This window comes from Cupriavidus sp. H19C3, assembly GCF_049393815.1.
In the GTDB taxonomy this organism is placed as follows: Bacteria; Pseudomonadota; Gammaproteobacteria; order Burkholderiales; family Burkholderiaceae; genus Cupriavidus.
The window spans coordinates 1,877,776-1,895,489 of record NZ_CP184985.1; the positions used below are offsets into that span (position 1 = coordinate 1,877,776).

General features: G+C 67.9%; 15 protein-coding genes. 8 read left to right on the forward strand and 7 right to left on the reverse strand.

Going from position 1 to position 17,714, the window contains the following annotated elements; all coding sequences use genetic code 11:
- Positions 1 to 9: 9 nt before the first annotated feature.
- From DFLDMN_RS08735 to DFLDMN_RS08745, 3 genes are all read right to left on the reverse strand, one after another.
- A complete protein-coding gene (locus DFLDMN_RS08735) occupies positions 10 to 1,044 on the reverse strand; it encodes a threonine aldolase family protein (RefSeq protein ID WP_423198071.1) in 1,035 nt (344 codons plus the stop codon).
- A gap of 64 nt (positions 1,045 to 1,108) precedes the next feature.
- A complete protein-coding gene (locus DFLDMN_RS08740; protein WP_423198072.1) occupies positions 1,109 to 1,297 on the reverse strand; it encodes a 4-oxalocrotonate tautomerase in 189 nt (62 codons plus the stop codon).
- 22 nt (positions 1,298 to 1,319) lie between these two features.
- Entirely contained in the window at positions 1,320 to 2,093 is a 774-nt protein-coding gene (locus DFLDMN_RS08745) for a class II aldolase/adducin family protein (protein ID WP_423198073.1), read from the reverse strand.
- 151 nt (positions 2,094 to 2,244) lie between these two features.
- Here DFLDMN_RS08745 and DFLDMN_RS08750 point away from each other — a divergent pair, with 151 nt between their 5' ends.
- Together DFLDMN_RS08750 and DFLDMN_RS08755 are read left to right on the forward strand one after the other, a co-directional pair.
- The gene (locus DFLDMN_RS08750; RefSeq protein ID WP_423198074.1) at positions 2,245 to 3,648 is read left to right on the forward strand and encodes an NfeD family protein; all 1,404 of its coding nucleotides are present in this window, start codon (positions 2,245 to 2,247) and stop codon (positions 3,646 to 3,648) included.
- 1 nt (position 3,649) lies between these two features.
- Entirely contained in the window at positions 3,650 to 4,414 is a 765-nt protein-coding gene (locus tag DFLDMN_RS08755; protein WP_423198075.1) for a slipin family protein, read from the forward strand.
- Between the two features lie 132 nt (positions 4,415 to 4,546).
- Here DFLDMN_RS08755 and alaS read toward each other — a convergent pair whose 3' ends face one another.
- Positions 4,547 to 7,171 carry an alanine--tRNA ligase gene (gene alaS, locus DFLDMN_RS08760; protein ID WP_423198076.1) on the reverse strand — a complete coding sequence of 875 codons (2,625 nt, stop codon included), beginning with the start codon at positions 7,169 to 7,171 and terminating at the stop codon, positions 4,547 to 4,549.
- A gap of 265 nt (positions 7,172 to 7,436) precedes the next feature.
- On the opposite strand from alaS, the gene DFLDMN_RS08765 reads away from it, so the two are divergent.
- From DFLDMN_RS08765 to DFLDMN_RS08775, 3 genes are all read left to right on the forward strand, one after another.
- Positions 7,437 to 8,657 (forward strand): CaiB/BaiF CoA transferase family protein, encoded by a 1,221-nt coding sequence (locus DFLDMN_RS08765; RefSeq protein ID WP_423198077.1) that lies wholly within the window; start codon positions 7,437 to 7,439, stop codon positions 8,655 to 8,657.
- Between the two features lie 241 nt (positions 8,658 to 8,898).
- Positions 8,899 to 9,354, forward strand: a complete 456-nt coding sequence (locus DFLDMN_RS08770) for a DUF2214 family protein (RefSeq protein ID WP_423198078.1) — start codon at positions 8,899 to 8,901, stop codon at positions 9,352 to 9,354.
- A 163-nt stretch (positions 9,355 to 9,517) separates the two neighbouring features.
- The gene (locus tag DFLDMN_RS08775) at positions 9,518 to 10,561 is read left to right on the forward strand and encodes a tripartite tricarboxylate transporter substrate binding protein (RefSeq protein ID WP_423198079.1); all 1,044 of its coding nucleotides are present in this window, start codon (positions 9,518 to 9,520) and stop codon (positions 10,559 to 10,561) included.
- 11 nt (positions 10,562 to 10,572) lie between these two features.
- Here DFLDMN_RS08775 and DFLDMN_RS08780 read toward each other — a convergent pair whose 3' ends face one another.
- Together DFLDMN_RS08780 and DFLDMN_RS08785 are read right to left on the reverse strand one after the other, a co-directional pair.
- On the reverse strand, positions 10,573 to 10,761 hold the full coding sequence (locus DFLDMN_RS08780) for a hypothetical protein (RefSeq protein WP_423198080.1): 189 nt from the start codon (positions 10,759 to 10,761) through the stop codon (positions 10,573 to 10,575).
- A 19-nt stretch (positions 10,762 to 10,780) separates the two neighbouring features.
- A complete protein-coding gene (locus tag DFLDMN_RS08785) occupies positions 10,781 to 12,553 on the reverse strand; it encodes a potassium/proton antiporter (protein WP_423198081.1) in 1,773 nt (590 codons plus the stop codon).
- Between the two features lie 452 nt (positions 12,554 to 13,005).
- On the opposite strand from DFLDMN_RS08785, the gene DFLDMN_RS08790 reads away from it, so the two are divergent.
- From DFLDMN_RS08790 to DFLDMN_RS08800, 3 genes are all read left to right on the forward strand, one after another.
- A complete protein-coding gene (locus DFLDMN_RS08790; protein WP_423198082.1) occupies positions 13,006 to 13,467 on the forward strand; it encodes a tripartite tricarboxylate transporter TctB family protein in 462 nt (153 codons plus the stop codon).
- A gap of 13 nt (positions 13,468 to 13,480) precedes the next feature.
- The gene (locus DFLDMN_RS08795; RefSeq protein WP_423198083.1) at positions 13,481 to 14,983 is read left to right on the forward strand and encodes a tripartite tricarboxylate transporter permease; all 1,503 of its coding nucleotides are present in this window, start codon (positions 13,481 to 13,483) and stop codon (positions 14,981 to 14,983) included.
- Positions 14,984 to 15,181: 198 nt separating this feature from the next.
- Positions 15,182 to 16,804 (forward strand): hypothetical protein, encoded by a 1,623-nt coding sequence (locus DFLDMN_RS08800; protein ID WP_423198084.1) that lies wholly within the window; start codon positions 15,182 to 15,184, stop codon positions 16,802 to 16,804.
- Between the two features lie 9 nt (positions 16,805 to 16,813).
- On the opposite strand, the gene DFLDMN_RS08805 is transcribed toward DFLDMN_RS08800, so the two are convergent.
- Positions 16,814 to 17,698, reverse strand: a complete 885-nt coding sequence (locus DFLDMN_RS08805) for a LysR substrate-binding domain-containing protein (protein ID WP_423198085.1) — start codon at positions 17,696 to 17,698, stop codon at positions 16,814 to 16,816.
- Positions 17,699 to 17,714 lie beyond the last annotated feature (16 nt).

Sequence of the window (17,714 nt, forward strand, 5' to 3'; positions counted from 1 at the left end):
CCGCCCCCGTCAGCCGGCGCAGGCCGCGCGGATATCGGCGGCAAACGCATCCACGGTCTCGGGCCGTGTATCCCAGGCGCACATCAGCCGGCAGCCGCCCTCGCCGATAAACGTATAGAAACGCCAGCCCCGCGCATGGAGCGCCTCCATCGCGTGCCGCGGCAGCTCGGCGAAGACGGCGTTCGCCTCCACCGGAAACATGATGCGCACGTTCTCGATATCGGCGATCTGTCCGTGCAGGCGTTGCGCCATGGCGTTGGCGTGGCGCGCATTGCGCAGCCACACGTCGTTCTCGAGCATGCCGAGCCACGGCGCGGAAATAAAGCGCATCTTCGACGCCAGCTGGCCGGCCTGCTTGACGCGGTATGCGAAGTCCTCGGCCAGGCGCTTGTCGAAGAACACCACGGCCTCGCCCACCGGCAGGCCGTTCTTGGTGCCGCCCAGGCACAGCACGTCGACGCCGGCGCGCCAGGTGATCTCGGATGGATGCACACCCAGCGTGGCCACCGCATTGGCAAAGCGCGCGCCGTCCATATGCACGCGCAACTGGTGCCGGCGCGCGACCTCGGCGATGGCGCGCACTTCGTCGACCGTATAGACCGTGCCGAGCTCGGTGGCTTGCGTCAGCGATACCACGCGCGGCTTGGGATAGTGCACGTCGGTGCGGCGCGTGACCAGACGGTCGACCGCCGCCGGCGTGAGCTTGCCGAGTTCGCCCGGCGCGGGCAGCAGCTTGGAGCCGTTGGAGAAGAATTCGGGCCCGCCGCATTCGTCGGTATCGATATGCGCGATCTCGTGGCAGATGACCGAGTGATACGACTGGCACAGCGCGGATAGCGCAAGCGAATTGGCGGCGGTGCCGTTGAAGACGAAGAACACCTCGCAATCGGCCTGGAACAGGTCGCGAATGCGATCGCAGACGCGCTGTGTCCAGCTGTCGTCGCCATAGGCCAGCTCATGGCCGCTGGCGTTGGCTTCCAGGAAATACTTCAGCGATTCCGGACAGAAGCCCGCGTAGTTGTCGGAGGCAAAATGCTGCTGCATGACACAATGGGGTGGAGCGTGGGACGTGGACCGCCGGGGACCGGGGTGGACCGGGCGATCGACCTTATGGCTTGTCAAGCCAGAGCTCGCCGCCCGTGGCCCAGTTTTCGCGCTTGACGTCGCTGATGATGATGTCGACGGCGCCCGGCGAGCAGCCGAGCGTCTCGCAGGTGACGCGCGTGATCTCCTCGACCAGCTTGCGCTTCTGCTCGACGCTGCGGCCTTCGAACAGTTCGACGCGGTATGTCGGCATGGAATATCTCCTCTTGGCGGATTCAGTCTTGATAGGAAGGATCGATTCTATCGAGTTTGCGCCGCAGCGATGGCCACTCGAGTACGCCCTCGACGGCGCCGCCGTCGTCGAGCTGGAGCGAAGTCCGCTCGGCCACCGCGGCCGGCGGTTGCACCACCGCGCTGCCGGCCTGCGCGCCGAGCTGGATCTCGCAGGCCTTGATCAGCGTGGCCATCAGCACGTACGCCTCGGCCACCGTGCGGCCCACCGTCAGCGTGCCGTGGTTGCGCAGCAGCATGGCGGGGTACTGGCCAAGCGAGGCGGTCAGCCGCGCGCCCTCTTCCGGCGTGAAGGCAAGGCCTTCGTAGTCGTGATAGGCAAGCCGGCCGTAGAAGCGCATGGCGTGCTGCGACAGCGGCAGCAGTCCCTCGGCCTGTGCCGATACCGCGATGCCGGCCGTGTTGTGCAGGTGCATGACACAGTGCGCATCGGGGCGTGCCGCATGCACCGCGGCATGCAGCGCAAACCCGGTGACGTTGACCGGATGCACCACGGCGCCGACTGCTTCGCCACGCGCGTTGATCTTGACGAGGTCCGAGGCGCGAATCTCGTCGAAGGCAAAGCCGAACGGATTGATCAGGAAGTGGCCGGGCTCGCCGGGCACCGTGGCCGAGATATGGGTGTAGATCAGGTCGTCCCAGCGTTCCCGCGCGGCCAGCCGGTACGCGGCGGCCAGGTCGATGCGCACCTGCGCTTCCGCGGGACCGACGGGGTGCACGGCGCCGGCGGCGCGACCGGGCTGCAAGGCGAAAGACATGGGGGAGGCTCCTCGGACCAGGCTTCTGCGAGCCGTGGCGAAAGCGATACTGTAGCGCAGTCCGGCCGACGGCGCGGCGCCAGCAGGATGTGGCCGGTCGCCTACACTGAAAGTGGCGCCGCCTCGGCAGTTTTCCGGGCGCGCCCCCGCCATGACACTCGCCAACGCCTTACGCGCGATGCTGCCCGTGTGGCTCGTGGCCCTCGCCACACTATGCGTGACATTCGGTGCGCCGGTGGCGGCGCAGGGTGACGGGCGGCCGCCGGTCTACGTGGTTCCGCTCAAGGGCGCGGTCGGCCCCGCCAGTGCCCACGTGGTCATGCATGGCATCACGCAGGCGCGCCAGGGCGGCGCGCAGCTCGTCGTGATCGAGATGGACACGCCAGGAGGGCTCGACCTCTCGATGCGCGACATCATCCGGGCCATCCTGGCCTCGCCGGTACCGGTGGCGAGCTACGTCTCGCCGGGCGGGGCGCGTGCGGCCAGCGCAGGGACCTATATCCTCTACGCGAGCCATATCGCGGCCATGGCGCCCGGCACCAACCTCGGCGCGGCCAGCCCGGTGGCCATCGGCATCGGCGGCCCGCACCGGCCCGAGGCTGGCCCGGCCTCGGCACCGGGCAGCGCGCCGGCGGAAGACACCATGACGCGCAAGCAGATGCACGATGCCTCGGCCTATATCCGCGGGCTGGCGCAATTGCGGCACCGCAATGCCGAATGGGCCGAGCGCGCCGTGCGCGAGGCGGTGAGCCTGTCGGCCAACGAGGCCGTGGCACAGCGCGTGGTCGACCTCGTCGCCCCCGACCTGCCCTCGCTGTTGCGGCAACTCGACGGCCGCCGCGTCGAGGTGGCCGGCGCCACGCGGGTGTTGCACACCGCCGACGCGCCGGTCATCACGCTCGCGCCAGACTGGCGCAGCCGCCTGCTGGCCGTGATCACCGAGCCCAGCGTGGCGCTGATCCTGATGATGATCGGCATCTACGGGCTGATCTTCGAATTCTCGACACCGGGCATGGTCTTGCCTGGCGTGGCCGGTGCGATCTGCCTGCTGCTGGGGTTGTTTGCGTTGCAGATGCTGCCCGTGAACTATGCGGGACTGGCGCTGATCGCGCTTGGCATCGGCTGCATGGTGGCCGAGATGTTCCTGCCGAGCTTCGGCGCGCTCGGGGTTGGCGGCATCGTCGCCTTTGCGTTTGGCGCGGTCATGCTGATCGATACCGACGTGCCGGGCTTTGGCATTCCGCTTGCGCTGGTGGGCGGACTGTCGCTGCTGTCGGCAGCATTCGTGTTCGGCATGTCCGCGCTGATGCTGCGTGCGCGCCGCCGGCCCGTGGTCAGCGGCGCCGACACCATGGTGGGCGCCATCGGTGTGGTGCTCGACGACCTCGAACAGGACGGCTGGGCCCAGGTGCATGGCGAGCAATGGCGCGTGCATAGCGACGCGCCACTGGCGCGCGGACAACCGGTGCGCGTGACGGCGCGCCGCGGGCTGCTGCTGGAGGTGGCGGCAGCCGACCCGGCGCAGGTGACCGAGATCCAACGGAAAGGAGCATGAGATGGCATTCGGATTCAGCTTTGGCGGTCTGATCTTTCTGATTGTCCTGCTGGTCGTTGCCGCGTTTCGCGTGTTGCGCGAATACGAGCGTGGCGTGGTCTTCATGCTGGGCCGCTTCTGGAAGGTCAAGGGACCGGGCCTCGTGCTGGTGATCCCGGCCATCCAGCAGATGGTGCGCGTGGACCTGCGCACCGTGGTGCTCGACGTGACGCCGCAGGACGTGATCTCGCACGACAACGTCTCGGTCAAGGTCAACGCGGTGATCTACTTCCGCGTGGTGGATCCCGAGCGCGCGATCATCCAGGTGGCGAACTTCATGGAGGCGACCAGCCAGCTCGCGCAGACCACACTGCGCAGCGTGCTCGGCAAGCACGAACTCGACGAAATGCTGGCGGAGCGCGAAAAGCTGAACCTCGATATCCAGAAGGTGCTCGACGCGCAGACCGATGCGTGGGGCATCAAGGTGTCGAATGTGGAGATCAAGCATGTCGACCTCAACGAAACCATGATCCGCGCGATCGCAAGGCAGGCCGAGGCCGAGCGCGAACGGCGCGCCAAGGTGATTCATGCCGAGGGGGAACTGCAGGCGTCAGAGAAGCTGCTGGAGGCCGCGCAGATGCTGGCGCGGCAACCGCAGGCAATGCAGTTGCGCTACCTGCAGACGCTCACGCAGATTGCGGGAGACAGGAGTTCCACCATCGTGTTTCCGCTGCCGATCGATATCGTGAATGCGCTGACGGGTGCGGGGTCAAAGCCGGGCAGCTGAACGTCGAGGGGAAAGCGGGCGGTAAAGCAGCGGGCGGTAAAGCGAGTGGGACGCCGAGGGGCGCCGAGGGACGCGTCAAAACGGCCCTCCCCCCGCCTGGCAGAGGGCCGCGTACGTCCCAGCCTCGGATCGTCAGACCTTGGCAGCCACCCACTCGCTGACGCCGGCCAGGGCCTGCGGCAGCTTGGCCGGCTCGGTGCCACCGGCCTGTGCCATGTCCGGACGGCCGCCGCCCTTGCCGCCCACCTGCTGGGCGACGAAGTTGACGAGCTCGCCGGCCTTGACCTTGCCGGTCGCGTCCGCCGTCACGCCGGCGATCAGGCTGACCTTGCCGTCGCTCACCGCGCCGAGCACGATGGCTGCGCTCTGGAGCTTGTCCTTGAGCTTGTCCATGGTCTCGCGCAGCGTCTTCACGTCGGCGCCGTCCAACTGGGCGGCCAGCACCTTGATGCCCTTGATGTCCACCGCCTGCGCGGCCAGCTCATCGCCCTGGGACGCCGCCAGCTTGCTCTTGGCGCGTTCGAGTTCCTTCTCCAGCGCGCGCACCTGGTCCTGCACCTGCGCAATGCGCGGCACCAGCTCCGAAGGCTGCGCGCGCAGCACGGCGGCGGCCTCGTTCAGGCGCGCATCGAGCGACTGCAGGTAGTGCAGCGCGTTGTCGCCGGTAATCGCCTCCACGCGGCGGATGCCAGCGGCCACACCGCCTTCCATCACCACCTTGAACAGGCCGATATCGCCGGTGCGGGACACGTGCGTGCCACCGCAGAGTTCCTTCGAGGTGCCGATCGACAGCACGCGCACATCGTCGCCGTACTTCTCGCCGAACAGCGCCATGGCACCGCCCTTGACGGCGTCGTCGAACGACATGATCGCGGCCGTGGTGGCCTCGTTGCGCAGGATTTCAGCGTTGACGATCTCCTCGACCTGGCGGATCTGCGCATCGGTCATCGGCGCGTTGTGCGAGAAGTCGAAGCGCGTCTTGTCGGCATCGACCAGCGAGCCCTTCTGCTGCACGTGGGGGCCGAGCACTTCGCGCAGGGCCTTGTGCATCAGGTGGGTGGCCGAGTGGTTGCGCACCGTGCGCGCGCGGCGTATCGCGTCGACCTGCGCCGCTACCACGTCGCCCACCTTGAGCGGGCCGCCCGCGAGCGTGCCCTGGTGGCCAAACACGTCGGCCTGGATCTTGGTGGTATCGACCACCGTGAACACCGCGGCGTCGGCCACGAGCGTGCCCTGGTCGCCGACCTGGCCGCCGGACTCGGCATAGAACGGCGTGCGGTCGAGCACGACCACGCCTTCCTGCCCTGGCTGCAGCGTGTCTACCGCGGCGCCGTCGGCATAGAGCGCCGTCACGCGCGCGCTTTCCACGCCGAGCGCCTCGTAGCCGTGGAACACGGTCTTGTCACCGCGGTACTCCAGACCGGCGGCCATCTTGAACTTGCCGGCGGCGCGGGCCTGCTCGCGCTGGCGCCCCATGGCGGCGTCGAACGCGGCTTCGTCGACCGAGATCTCGTTCTCGCGCGCCACGTCCTGCGTGAGGTCGAGCGGGAAGCCGAAGGTGTCGTGCAGCTTGAACGCGAGCTCGCCGTCGAGCACCTTGCCGCCGCGCCCCTTCAGATCCGTCACGGCGGCATCGAGGATGGCCATGCCGTTCTCGATGGTTTCGAAGAAGCGCTCTTCCTCGGCGCGCAGCACCTCGGTCACGCGCTCCTGTGCCTCGGCCAGTTCCGGATAGGCCTGGCCCATCTGCGCGACCAGGTCCGCCACCAGCTTGTGGAAGAACGGCGTCTTCTGGCCGAGCTTGTAGCCATGGCGAATGGCGCGGCGCACGATGCGGCGCAGCACGTAGCCGCGGCCTTCGTTACCGGGGATCACGCCGTCGACGATCAGGAACGAGCAGGCGCGAATATGGTCGGCAATGACCTTCAGCGAGTTGTGGTTGAGGTCGGCGCAATGCGTCTCGCGCGCGGCAGCCTTGATCAGCGCCTGGAACAGGTCGATCTCGTAATTGCTGTGCACGTGCTGCAATACCGCGGCGATACGTTCCAGGCCCATGCCGGTGTCCACGCACGGCTTGGGCAGGGGCGTCATGTTGCCCTGCTCGTCGCGGTTGAACTGCATGAACACGAGGTTCCAGATCTCGATATAGCGGTCGCCGTCTTCCTCGGGCGATCCCGGCGGGCCGCCCCACACTTCCGGGCCGTGGTCGAAGAAGATTTCCGAGCACGGGCCGCACGGGCCGGTGTCCGCCATCTGCCAGAAATTGTCCGAGGCGTAGCGCGCACCCTTGTTGTCGCCGATGCGCACGATGCGCTCGGCCGGCACGCCGACTTCCCTGGCCCAGATGTCATAGGCTTCGTCGTCCTCGGCATACACCGTGACCCACAGCTTCTCGGCCGGCAGCTGGTAGACACGGGTCAGCAGTTCCCACGCGAACTGAATGGCATCGCGCTTGAAATAGTCGCCAAACGAGAAATTGCCGAGCATTTCGAAGAACGTATGGTGACGGGCCGTGTAGCCGACGTTCTCGAGGTCGTTGTGCTTGCCGCCCGCGCGCACCGAGCGCTGCGCCGACGTGGCGCGCGCATACGGGCGCTTGTCGGTGCCGAGGAAGACGTCCTTGAACTGCACCATGCCGGAATTGGTGAACAGCAGCGTCGGGTCGTTCGCCGGCACCAGGCTGGACGAGCGGACCACGGTATGGTCCTTCGACTCGAAGAACTGCAGAAACTTGCTGCGAATGTCGGAGACTTTCATGTGTGATGGCAGGCGCAGCCCCACGCTCGGGATCGATGCGGGGACGCGGCATGGTCGGATTGGATTTGCAAACCGTTGATTATACGGGGAAGGCGGGCGCCGGGGCAGCCCCGGCCCGGCCCGTCCCGCTACCGCCCAGCTTCGGCCCGCCGCGGGCGCGCGCGAGTGCGCCCCGCGGCCCGCCGGGTGGTACAGTGCTGCCTGTCCGCGCGGCACCGATCCGGTGCCATTCCCCACTCCACACTGCCACACTGCCGCATTCGCCATGGGAGCCTTGAGCCACCTTCGCGTCCTCGACCTGACCCGCGTTCTCGCCGGGCCGTGGTGCGCACAGAATCTCGCCGACTTCGGCGCCGACGTGATCAAGATCGAACGGCCGGGTGCCGGCGACGATACCCGCACCTGGGGGCCGCCGTGGCTCAAGACCGAAGACGGCCGCGATACGGCCGAGGCGGCCTACTACCTGGCCGCCAACCGCAACAAGCGCTCGGTCACCTGCGACATCAGCACGCCGGAAGGCCAGCAGCTGGTGCGCGAGCTGGCGGCGCAGAGCGATGTGGTGCTCGAGAACTACAAGGTCGGCCAGCTCAGGAAGTACGGTCTCGACTATGACTCGCTGCGCGCCGTCAAGCCCGACCTGATCTACTGCTCGGTGACCGGATTCGGCCAGACCGGCCCGTACGCCAGCCGCGCCGGCTACGACTTCATCATCCAGGGCATGGGCGGCTTCATGAGCCTGACCGGCGAGCGCGACGACCTGCCGGGCGGCGGGCCGCAAAAGGCCGGCGTGGCGATTTCCGACCTGATGACGGGCCAGTACGCGACCATTGCGGTGCTGGCGGCGCTTGCGCACCGCGAGCGTACCGGCGAAGGCCAGTACATCGACATGGCCCTGCTCGACGTGCAGGTGGCGATGCTGGCCAACATGAATACCAACTACCTGGCGAGCGGCGTGGCGCCGAAGCGCTGGGGCAATGCGCATCCGAACATCGTGCCGTACCAGACCTTCCAGGCCGCCGATGGCTGGATCATCGTCGCGGTCGGCAACGATGGCCAGTTCCGCAAGTTCGTCGCGGCCGGCGGCCGTCCCGAACTCGCCGACGATCCGCGCTTTGCCACCAACCCGCAACGCGTGGCCCAGCGCGACGTGCTGGTGCCGATCCTTGCCGAGATGGTGCGCCCGCGCACGCGCGCGCAGTGGATTGCCGAGCTCGAGGCGGCCGGCGTGCCGTGCGGCCCGATCAATACGCTCGACGATGTGTTCGAGGACGCGCAGGTCAAGGCGCGCGGGCTGCGCGTGGACCTGCCGCATCCGACCGCGGGCGAGGTCAAGCTGGTCGGCAGCCCGATCCGCATGAGCGCGACGCCGCCCGAGGCGCTGCGCCATCCACCGCTGCTGGGCGAGCATACCGATGCCGTGCTGGCCGAGACGCTCGGCTACGACGCCGGCAAGATCGCCGCGCTGCGCGACAAGGGCGTGATCTGAGGCCTGCCCGGCTCTGCCCGGACGTCACGCCGGCGTCAATGGCGCGATGGGCCACCGGCAGGGCCCGCCGGTCTTTGCCAGCGTCCGGCACGGTCCAGCCGGGAGGCCCCGGCGCCGCCAGCGGAGCGCCCGCAGCTCCAGGCCGGGATCACCAGGTGGATTGACCGACGCGGATTGACCGACGCATATCGAACGAAGCGTATCGAACGAAGCGCCCCCACCCCCAACAAGAGGAGGTTTCATGCTGACCGATGCCCTGCTGGCGTTTTTCCACTTTATCGCGATCTTCGTGCTCGTCATGCTGATGGCGGCCGAGGCCGTGGTGCTGCGGCCCGATCTCACACCGGCCGCGCTGCGCCGGTTGTCGATCTACGACCTGAGCTACTTCCTGGCGGCCATCGCCGTGCTGGTGTCGGGCTTGCTGCGACTGTTCTACGGCGCCAAGGGCGTGGATTTTTATGTTCACAACCCGTGGTTCCACGCCAAGATGACGGTCTTCGTGCTGATCGCGCTGTGCTCGCTGCCGCCGACGCTGGCGATCGCGCGCTGGCGCAAGCAGGCGCGCACGCTGCCGGAGTTCGTGCCGACGCCCGCCGAGATCAAGCGGGCGCGGCGCTGGGTCATGATCCAGGCGCACGTGCTGATCCTGCTGCCGCTGTGCGCGGTGATGATGGCGCGCGGCATCGGCGCGCGTTGACCCATGGGCCGGCGCCGCGCGATGGCGCCTGGCAGCCTGCCACGGCGGACCCGCGCGCCGGCCAATGCCGCCCCATTGCCGCCCCAATGCTGGCCGACACTGACCGGCCTTCCCCACGTTTCAGGGCCCGCTCCCGCGGGTCCGCCGACCTTGTTTTGACGACATGCTGAAGACCCTGTTCCACGCCACCCGACTGGCTACCGCCACCGCCGCGCTCGCAGTGGCCACGCTCGCCACGCCGGCCCATGCCGCCCCCGCCACGACTGCCGCGAATTTCGCCACCCACTGGCCGGCCAGACCGATCCGCTTCGTGGTGCCGTACCCGGCCGGCGGTCCGCTCGACACCGTGGCGCGCGCCATCGGCGAAAAGCTGCGCGACGAGCTGGGCCAGCCCGTGGTGGTCGAGAACAAGCCCGGCGCGGGCGGCAACCTCGGGGCCGACTTCGTGGCCAAGCAGCCGGCCGACGGCTACACCATCCTGATGGGTGCGGTGGCCACGCACGCCATCAACCCCACGCTGTTCAGCAAGATGCCGTACGACCCGATCCGGGACTTCGCGCCCGTGACGCTGGTCGCCGATGTGCCTAACGTGCTGGTGATGCATCCGGGCAAGGCCAGCGCATTGCATATCGACAGCGTGCGCGACCTCGTCGCCTATGCGCGCCAGCATCCGGGCAAGCTCGACTATGCGTCGGGCGGCAACGGCAGCGCGGGCCACCTGTCGGGCGAGCTGTTCAAGAGCATGGCGCATGTCAGCATGGTCCATATCCCGTACAACGGCGCCTCGCCCGCGCAGCTGTCGGTGCTGTCGGGCCAGACCGACCTGATCTTCGACAACCTCGCCTCGGCATCGGCCAATATCAGGGCCGGCAAGCTCAAGGCGTTTGCCGTGACCACCGCCACGCGCGCGGCGGCGTTCCCGGACCTGCCGACCATCGCCGAAGCCGGCCAGGGCCTCGGCCTGGAAGGGTTCGACATTTCCACGTGGTTCGGCGTGTTCGCGCCGGCCAATACGCCAAAGGACATCGTCGACCGCCTCAACCGCGATATCGTCGCCATCCTCAGGACCGACGACATGAAGGCCAGGCTGGCGCGCATCGGCGCGCAGCCCGCCCCGACCACGCCGGAACAGTTCGGCGCGCTGATCCGGCGCGAGCTGAAGAAATACGGAGAAGTGGTAAAGGTGTCCGGCGCCAGGGTGGACTGACGGCGCGGTTATCAGCCGTAGCGGGAACGGCCGGCGATGATGTTCAATTGAGCGTCGGCGACCTTCTGAACGCGCCGATTGCTTTCATCGATGCGCCGCGGCCCGAACCCGGCCAGATTGCCATGCGCGGCAGCGGTTGAGGCTTGCCAGTGCCGTCGAACCGCGCATGACTCACCGCGCTTGTCCAGTAACTCGGACAAGTCTGGCACATCATGCCGGTCACCGCTCGCGCCGGCGCAGGCGCCAGGCGCTGTCCTTGAGGTCGGCTGCGGGCGCCGGGCCGCGCGGCAGCAGCAGGCCGGCCTGCGCGATGCGATGCCCCTCCATGCGCGTCACGGTCAGGTGCAGGCCCGCCACCGCGACGCTGTCGCCCTCCACGGGCGGAGACGGAAAGCGCGCCAGCATGGCCTGTTCCAGCGTTTGCGAAGCCTCGCCCGGGCCGAGTTCACCGGCGCCATAGAGGGCCGCCACCTCCGCCAGACTGGCGTCCCCCGCGAGCAGGAAGTCGTGGGAGAGCTGGTCCCACGCGGGCGGCTGCGCCGGGGTGAGGAACAGGCGCGACAGCATCGGCACGCTGGCCCCGGGCGCGAGCACGCTCACCGCATCGCCGGCGCGCAGCACGGTCTGGTCGAGCGGCACCAGCGCGCCATCGCGCGCCACGGTCATGATGCGGCAGCGTGGCGGCAGCTCCAGTTGATCGGCGCGCTGGTCCTCCACCGGCGCGCTGGCGGTCACCACGAACTGCATCAGTTCCACCGCCGGCGTGTGTGTGCCGCGCAGCCGCTCACGCGAGAGCGGCTCGGTGTAGCTCGGCCGCAGCACGCGCGCCAGGCGCGCCGCCAGCGCCACCGTGGTGCCCTGGCATAGCAGGCTGGCCAGTACCACCGCAAACGCCAGGCGGAATACCAGGCCCGAATCCTCCATGCCCTTGAGCAGCGGAAACAGCGACAGCACGATCGGCACCGCGCCGCGCAGTCCCATCCACGCAAAGAATCCCTTCTCGCGCGCATTGAAGCGGAACGGCAGCAGGGCCAGCATTACCGCCACCGGCCGCGCCACGAACATCAGGAACAGCGCCACCGCCAGCGCCGGCAGCGCGATATCCCAGATCCGGTGCGGCGTCACCAGCAGGCCGAGCAGCAGGAACATCGCCGACTGCGCGAGCCAGGCCATGCCGTCCATCGCCCGCATGGTGTCGGCGGTCACCGCGCGCTCGCGGTTGCCCACCAGCACGCCGGCCAGGTACACGGCCAGAAAGCCGCTGCCGCCCGCGGTCTGGACGATGGCGAATACCATGGTCCCGCCCGAGCAGACCAGCAGGGCCTGCAGTCCTTCCGCCACCTGGATCCGCTCCAGCACGTTGGCAAGGCAATAACCGAGGCCGATCCCGAGCACACCGCCCACGCCAAACTGCACCACCAGCCGCCACACCAGCATGCCGGGGGTGAGGGTGTCCGGCGCGGTGATCCACTCGATGAGGGTGAGCGTGAGGAAGATCGCCATCGGGTCGTTGATGCCCGACTCGATTTCCAGCACGCTGCCCACCCGCTCCTTGAGCCGGATGCCGCTGCTGTTGAGCAGCGAGAACACCGCGGCCGCGTCGGTCGAGCCGACGATGGCGCCGAGCAGCAGCCCGAGCTTCCAGTCGATCGCCAGCAGCCAGCTGGCAAAGGCGCCGACCAGCCCGGCTGTGATGGCCACGCCCAACGTCGCCAGCGACAGCGAGGGGCGCAGCGCCACGCGAAAGGTGGCAAAGCGCGTGCGGAGGCCGCCATCGAGCAGGATGATGGCCAGCGCGACATTGCCGACCAGGAAACTGAGCCAGGTATTCGAGAACTTGATGCCGCCGGGGCCATCCACGCCGGCCAGCATGCCGACGGCGAGAAATACCAGCAGGAATGGCACGCCCAGCCGTGCCGAGAAGGCGCCCACCACGATGCCCAACGACATCACGACGGCGCCGATCAGGATGGCGTGCTCGATGCTTTCCAAGCGGCGATTCTCCTTGCCCGCGGGCTTTCGTTGTTCGTTCCGGTTCCTTTTTTCAGCGCGTGGGCAGACGCATCCTTGCACGCGATGATAGCCCAGGCGGGCAGCGCGCCGCTGCCGGGCACGGCCGCCCCGGCCTGCCTCTTGCGGGGAGCGGGGGCCCCATTCCGTGCCGCCGCCGCGGGCCGCGCCCAAGGGTTTTTCCCGCTTTCTTCCGTACGCTTTCTGCCTGCTTTCATACGTCTGCCTAGGGACATACCCTGAGCATGACCCTGATTGAAGACATATGAAAGGTAGCTGAAAGGTACCGCTTTTAACTTCCACCCTGCCCGCGACGGGGTCAGGGGCGAAACGTCCCTTGTGCAGTGCAATAAGTCGCGCGAATCCCCTCGCGACTCGCGCGAATCCCCCCGCGTCGCGAAGAATTTCAAGCAGTCTTATCGAGGAGAATCACTTTGCGCATACGTAGCCAAAAGGACTTTGCCTCCGGCCTGATGTTCATCCTGGTCGGATTCGGCTTTTCCTTCGTCGCTCGCGGCTATTCCATGGGAACCGCCGCCAAGATGGGGCCCGGATACTTCCCGTTCTGGCTCGGCATCGTGCTGGCCCTGCTCGGCGCCCTGGTGCTGTGGGGCTCGCTGTCGAGCAGGGGCGAGGAAGACAAGCTCGCCGGATGGGATATCAAGACGCTGCTGTGGATCCTCGGCGCGGTGGTTCTGTTCGGCCTCCTCCTGAAGCCGCTCGGCATGGTGCTGTCGGTGCTGGTGCTGGTGCTGGTGTCGTCGATGGCGAGCCACGAATTCAGCTGGAAGGGCGCGATCCTGAACGCGATCATTCTGGTGCTGATCAGCCTGGGCGCCTTCGTGTACGGCATCAACCTGCAGATGCCGGTGTGGCCGGCTTTCATTACCGGCTAAGGAGACGTCCCACATGGAACTGTTGACCAACCTGGGACTGGGCTTCTCGACCGCCCTCTCCTTCCAGAACCTCGCCTACGCGTTCCTCGGCTGTATCCTGGGCACGCTGATCGGCGTGCTGCCGGGCCTCGGCCCCCTCGCGACCATCGCGATGCTGCTGCCGGTGACCTACACGCTGCCGCCCGTGGCCGCGCTGATCATGCTGGCCGGTATCTACTACGGCGCGCAGTACGGTGGCTCGACCACCGCCATCCTGGTGAACCTGCCCGGCGAATCGTCCTCGGTGGTGACCACCATCGACGGCTACCAGATGGCCCGGCGCGGCCGCGCCGGGGTGGCGCTGGCGACCGCGGGCCTGGGCTCGTTCTTCGCCGGCTGCGTGGCCACGCTGATCCTGGCCGCATTTGCCGCACCGCTGTCGGAACTGGCCTTCAAGTTCGGTCCCGCCGAGTACTTCTCGCTGATGGTGCTGGGCCTGATCGGCGCCGTGGTACTGGCGTCCGGCTCGCTGGTCAAGGCCATCGCGATGATCGTGCTGGGCCTGCTGCTGGGCCTGGTCGGTACCGACGTGAACTCGGGCGCCGCGCGCTTCTCGTTCGACGTGCCAGAGCTGACCGACGGTCTGAACTTCGTGTCGGTGGCAATGGGTGTGTTCGGCTTTGCGGAAATCATCGCAAACCTGGAACAGAAGGAACACCGCGAGACCTTCACCGATCACGTGACCAACCTGTTCCCGACCAAGGAAGACTTCAAGCGCATGATCCCCGCGGTACTGCGGGGCACGGCGCTGGGTTCGGCACTGGGTATCCTGCCCGGCGGCGGCGCGTCGCTGGCCTCGTTTGCCGCGTACTCGCTGGAGAAGAAGACTTCCAAGTATCCGCAGGAGTTCGGCAAGGGCGCGATCGAAGGCGTGGCGGGTCCGGAATCGGCCAACAACGCAGCCGCGCAGACCTCGTTCATCCCGCTGCTGACGCTCGGCATTCCGCCCAACGCCGTGATGGCGCTGATGGTCGGTGCCATGACCATCCACAACATCCAGCCCGGTCCGCAGGTGATGAGCAGCAACCCTGCGCTGTTCTGGGGCCTGATCGCGTCGATGTGGATCGGCAACTTCATCCTGATCATCCTGAACCTGCCGATGATCGGCATCTGGGTGAAGCTGCTCAAGGTGCCGTACCGCTTCCTGTACCCGGCCATCCTGACGTTCTGCTGTATCGGCGTGTACTCGGTGCAGAACACCACCTTCGACGTGTTCCAGACCGCGGCGTTCGGTGTAGTCGGCTACCTGTTCATCAAGCTGCGCTGCGAACCGGCGCCGCTGCTGCTCGGCTTCGTGCTGGGACCGATGATGGAAGAGAACTTCCGCCGTTCGCTGCTGCTGTCGCGCGGTGACTTCACCGTGTTCGTCACGCGCCCGCTGTCGCTGGGCCTGCTGATCGGCGCGGCCGTGCTGGTGGCGATCGTGGCCATGCCGTCGATCAAGGCCAAGCGCGAGGAAGCGTTCCAGGAAGAATAAGCAGGTACGAGGCCGGCGCAGCCGGCCACACAACGCAAGCTCCGGGTGCCGTCAGGCACCCGTTTTTTTTGGCCGCTCCGCGGGGCGGGTGCGGCGTGGCGGCAACGACACGACTGTGGTTGGTGAGCGAGCGTACATAAACCTTGCCCGGGCAACGGCACCATCGCGCTTGTACCCTGAAGCGCGTGAGGAACCGCCATGCCTCCCAACGACAGTCCCCGCCCCTCCGTGACATCGCCGCCGCGCGTGCTGGCCACGCGCACGGGCCGCCTGACCGCCCTGGTCGCGCTGTTCTTCCTGAGCCTGGCCATGCTGCTGGCCAGCGGCCGGCTCTCCAGCGGCGATGCGGGCGAGCAATACCGCGCCGCCAAACTGTGGGCGTCGACGGGCCAGCTCGGCAGCCCGGTCAATGCGCCGCTTGCCACCTACTGGAACCAGGGCCCGGATGGCCTCTGGTACGAGCCGCACGATCCAGGCGCCTTGCTGCTGATGATGCCGGGCGCCCTGCTCGACGAGGCCCTCGGCGATATCGATCCGCACCAGTTGATGCGCGAGCGCTATATGGGCCGGACCTATGGCAAGTTGCTGACGGCTTTTATCTATACCGTGTACAACGCGCTCGGCGCGGTCTTCATGTTCCTGCTCGCGCGCGAGTTCTACAGTTCACGCCCGGCGTTCGGCCTCGCGCTGGTGTTCTACGCCTGTACCACCTTCATGCCTTACGCCAAAACCGCGTGGGACGTCACGCCGGCTGCCACCAGCCTGTGCGCCTATCTGTACTTCACCGCGCGCGCGCTGCGCGCACCGCGCGCACTGGGCATGTTCGCCGCGGCCGGGGTGGCACTCGGACTGGCCTGCTCGTTCCGTTACTCGCTGCTGCCGTTCTTCGGCCTGGCGCTGCTGTGGCTGGCCTGGCGCGAGCGGCATGCGCACAAGACCGGCTTTGCGGTCATGCTGGTCGCGCTCGGCATCACGATGATCCCCGCCCTGCTGTACAACGACATGCGCACCGGCCTGTTCCTGCGGCCCGCGATTGCCGCCGACCTGCATCTGTCGGACAGCCTCTCGCTCGGCGGCAATCCGGTCACCGGCCTGCTCGGCCTGCTGGCGAGTCCGAACCTTGGCCTGTTCCTGTTCGCGCCCGTGCTGCTGCTGGCACTGCTAATCGGGCGCATGCGCCATGAGCTGCCGGAGCGACAGCGGCGCGTGCTGGCCGCGGGACTCGGCGCCGCACTGATGTACCTGGTGCTGATCGCCCATATGAAGAACTGGGGCCACTTCGGCTGGGGGCCGCGCTACCTGGTGCCGCTGCTGCCGATCCTGTTCTTCGCGTCGATCCCGGCGCTGCTCTGGATGTGGCGGCATGTGCGGCGCGCCGCGGTACCGTTGCTGTGCATCTCGTTCATGCTCAACCTGGCGCCCACGCTGATCAACTGGCATGTGATCGTGGGCGAATTCCCGGGCGCGCGGCCGCAAAATTCCACGCTGCCGTACCAGCATATCGGCGTCTGGACCGGCATCGGCATGGCGCTCGCCGACGAGCCGCTGGTCTTCAGGAAAACCGACGATCCGCAGGCCGCGCTCGATGATCCCGCGCGCCGCTTCCCGGACCTGTTCGCGGTACGCCTGATGGAATTGTCACCGGCCGGCATCGCGGCCGGCGCGGTCTGGACGCTGCTGTGCGTCGGCGGCATGGCGCTGTCGTTGCACCGGTTCCTGCTGGCCACCACACCGCCACGCGTCGGCACGCAGCGGCGCCGCTATATGGAAGCCGAGCACACCTCGCGCACGGCCACCGCGGAAGTGCCGCGCCGGCGCTAGGCCGACCGGTCAGCTGCCAAACAGCGCCGCACACGCATTGCGGATCGCGCCGGTAACCGGGTCGCGGCCGTGGTCGCGCCGCTCCAGCATGCCGATGGTGCGCACCACGGGTTCGCCGCCAGCCTGCAGCGGCAGAATGCGCAGCGCCTCGTCGTCGCGCCAGCGCGCGCGCTTGAGCAGCGGTACCACGGTCACCCCGACTTCCTGCCGCACCAGCTCCACCAGCGCCTCGATCGAATTGAGTTCGAGAAACTCGTTGACGCGCAGATGGGCGCGCCGCAGTGCGCGCTCCACCAGCACGCCGGTGCGCTGGCTACGGTCGAAGCGCAGGAACGGGTTGGCCGCCAGCGCCTGGCGCGCGCTCTCGCCCGGCGCTCCGCGCGCCGCGATCACCACGAGAGGTTCCTGGTAGAGCGGCGTCCAGCGCAGCGCGCCGGCGAGCCGGGTGGACCCCTCCACCAGGAACGCCGCGTCCAGTTCTCCCTGCTCGACCTGGGTCGCCAGTTCGATCGACTTGGCACCCACCAGCCGCACATCGAGCGCCGGATAGGCGCGCTTCATGCGGGCCACCGCATGCGACAGCCCGCCCATCACGGATACCACGGCGCCGACCGCCACGGCGCCCGCCATCGCCTCCGACGAGGCCAGCGGCAGCCGCATTTCGTCGTATTGCGCCAACAGGCGGCGCGCCTGCGGCAGCAGCGCGCGGCCATCCGCGTTGAGCACCGCCACGCGGCCGCTGCGGTCGAACAGCTCGCGCCGCAACTCCTGCTCCAGCGAGCGCATCTGCAGACTGACGGCGGCCTGGGTAAGCGCGACCTGGCCGGCGGCGGCGGCAAACGAGCCGTGTTCGGCCACGGCGACGAAGGTGCGGAGAAAGCGGATGGTGCTCATGGGAGGTGCGCCCGAA

Bases quoted from the DNA above. Each gene is read 5' to 3' on its own strand.
- DFLDMN_RS08805 (WP_423198085.1), bottom strand. From the start codon at position 17,698: ATGAGCACCATCCGCTTTCTCCGCACCTTCGTCGCCGTGGCCGAACAC.
- DFLDMN_RS08755 (WP_423198075.1), top strand. From the start codon at position 3,650: ATGGCATTCGGATTCAGCTTTGGCGGTCTGATCTTTCTGATTGTCCTG.
- DFLDMN_RS08745 (WP_423198073.1), bottom strand. From the start codon at position 2,093: ATGTCTTTCGCCTTGCAGCCCGGTCGCGCCGCCGGCGCCGTGCACCCC.
- DFLDMN_RS08800 (WP_423198084.1), top strand. From the start codon at position 15,182: ATGCCTCCCAACGACAGTCCCCGCCCCTCCGTGACATCGCCGCCGCGC.
- DFLDMN_RS08735 (WP_423198071.1), bottom strand. From the start codon at position 1,044: ATGCAGCAGCATTTTGCCTCCGACAACTACGCGGGCTTCTGTCCGGAA.
- DFLDMN_RS08750 (WP_423198074.1), top strand. From the start codon at position 2,245: ATGACACTCGCCAACGCCTTACGCGCGATGCTGCCCGTGTGGCTCGTG.
- DFLDMN_RS08765 (WP_423198077.1), top strand. From the start codon at position 7,437: ATGGGAGCCTTGAGCCACCTTCGCGTCCTCGACCTGACCCGCGTTCTC.
- alaS (WP_423198076.1), bottom strand. From the start codon at position 7,171: ATGAAAGTCTCCGACATTCGCAGCAAGTTTCTGCAGTTCTTCGAGTCG.
- DFLDMN_RS08770 (WP_423198078.1), top strand. From the start codon at position 8,899: ATGCTGACCGATGCCCTGCTGGCGTTTTTCCACTTTATCGCGATCTTC.
- DFLDMN_RS08775 (WP_423198079.1), top strand. From the start codon at position 9,518: ATGCTGAAGACCCTGTTCCACGCCACCCGACTGGCTACCGCCACCGCC.
- DFLDMN_RS08795 (WP_423198083.1), top strand. From the start codon at position 13,481: ATGGAACTGTTGACCAACCTGGGACTGGGCTTCTCGACCGCCCTCTCC.
- DFLDMN_RS08740 (WP_423198072.1), bottom strand. From the start codon at position 1,297: ATGCCGACATACCGCGTCGAACTGTTCGAAGGCCGCAGCGTCGAGCAG.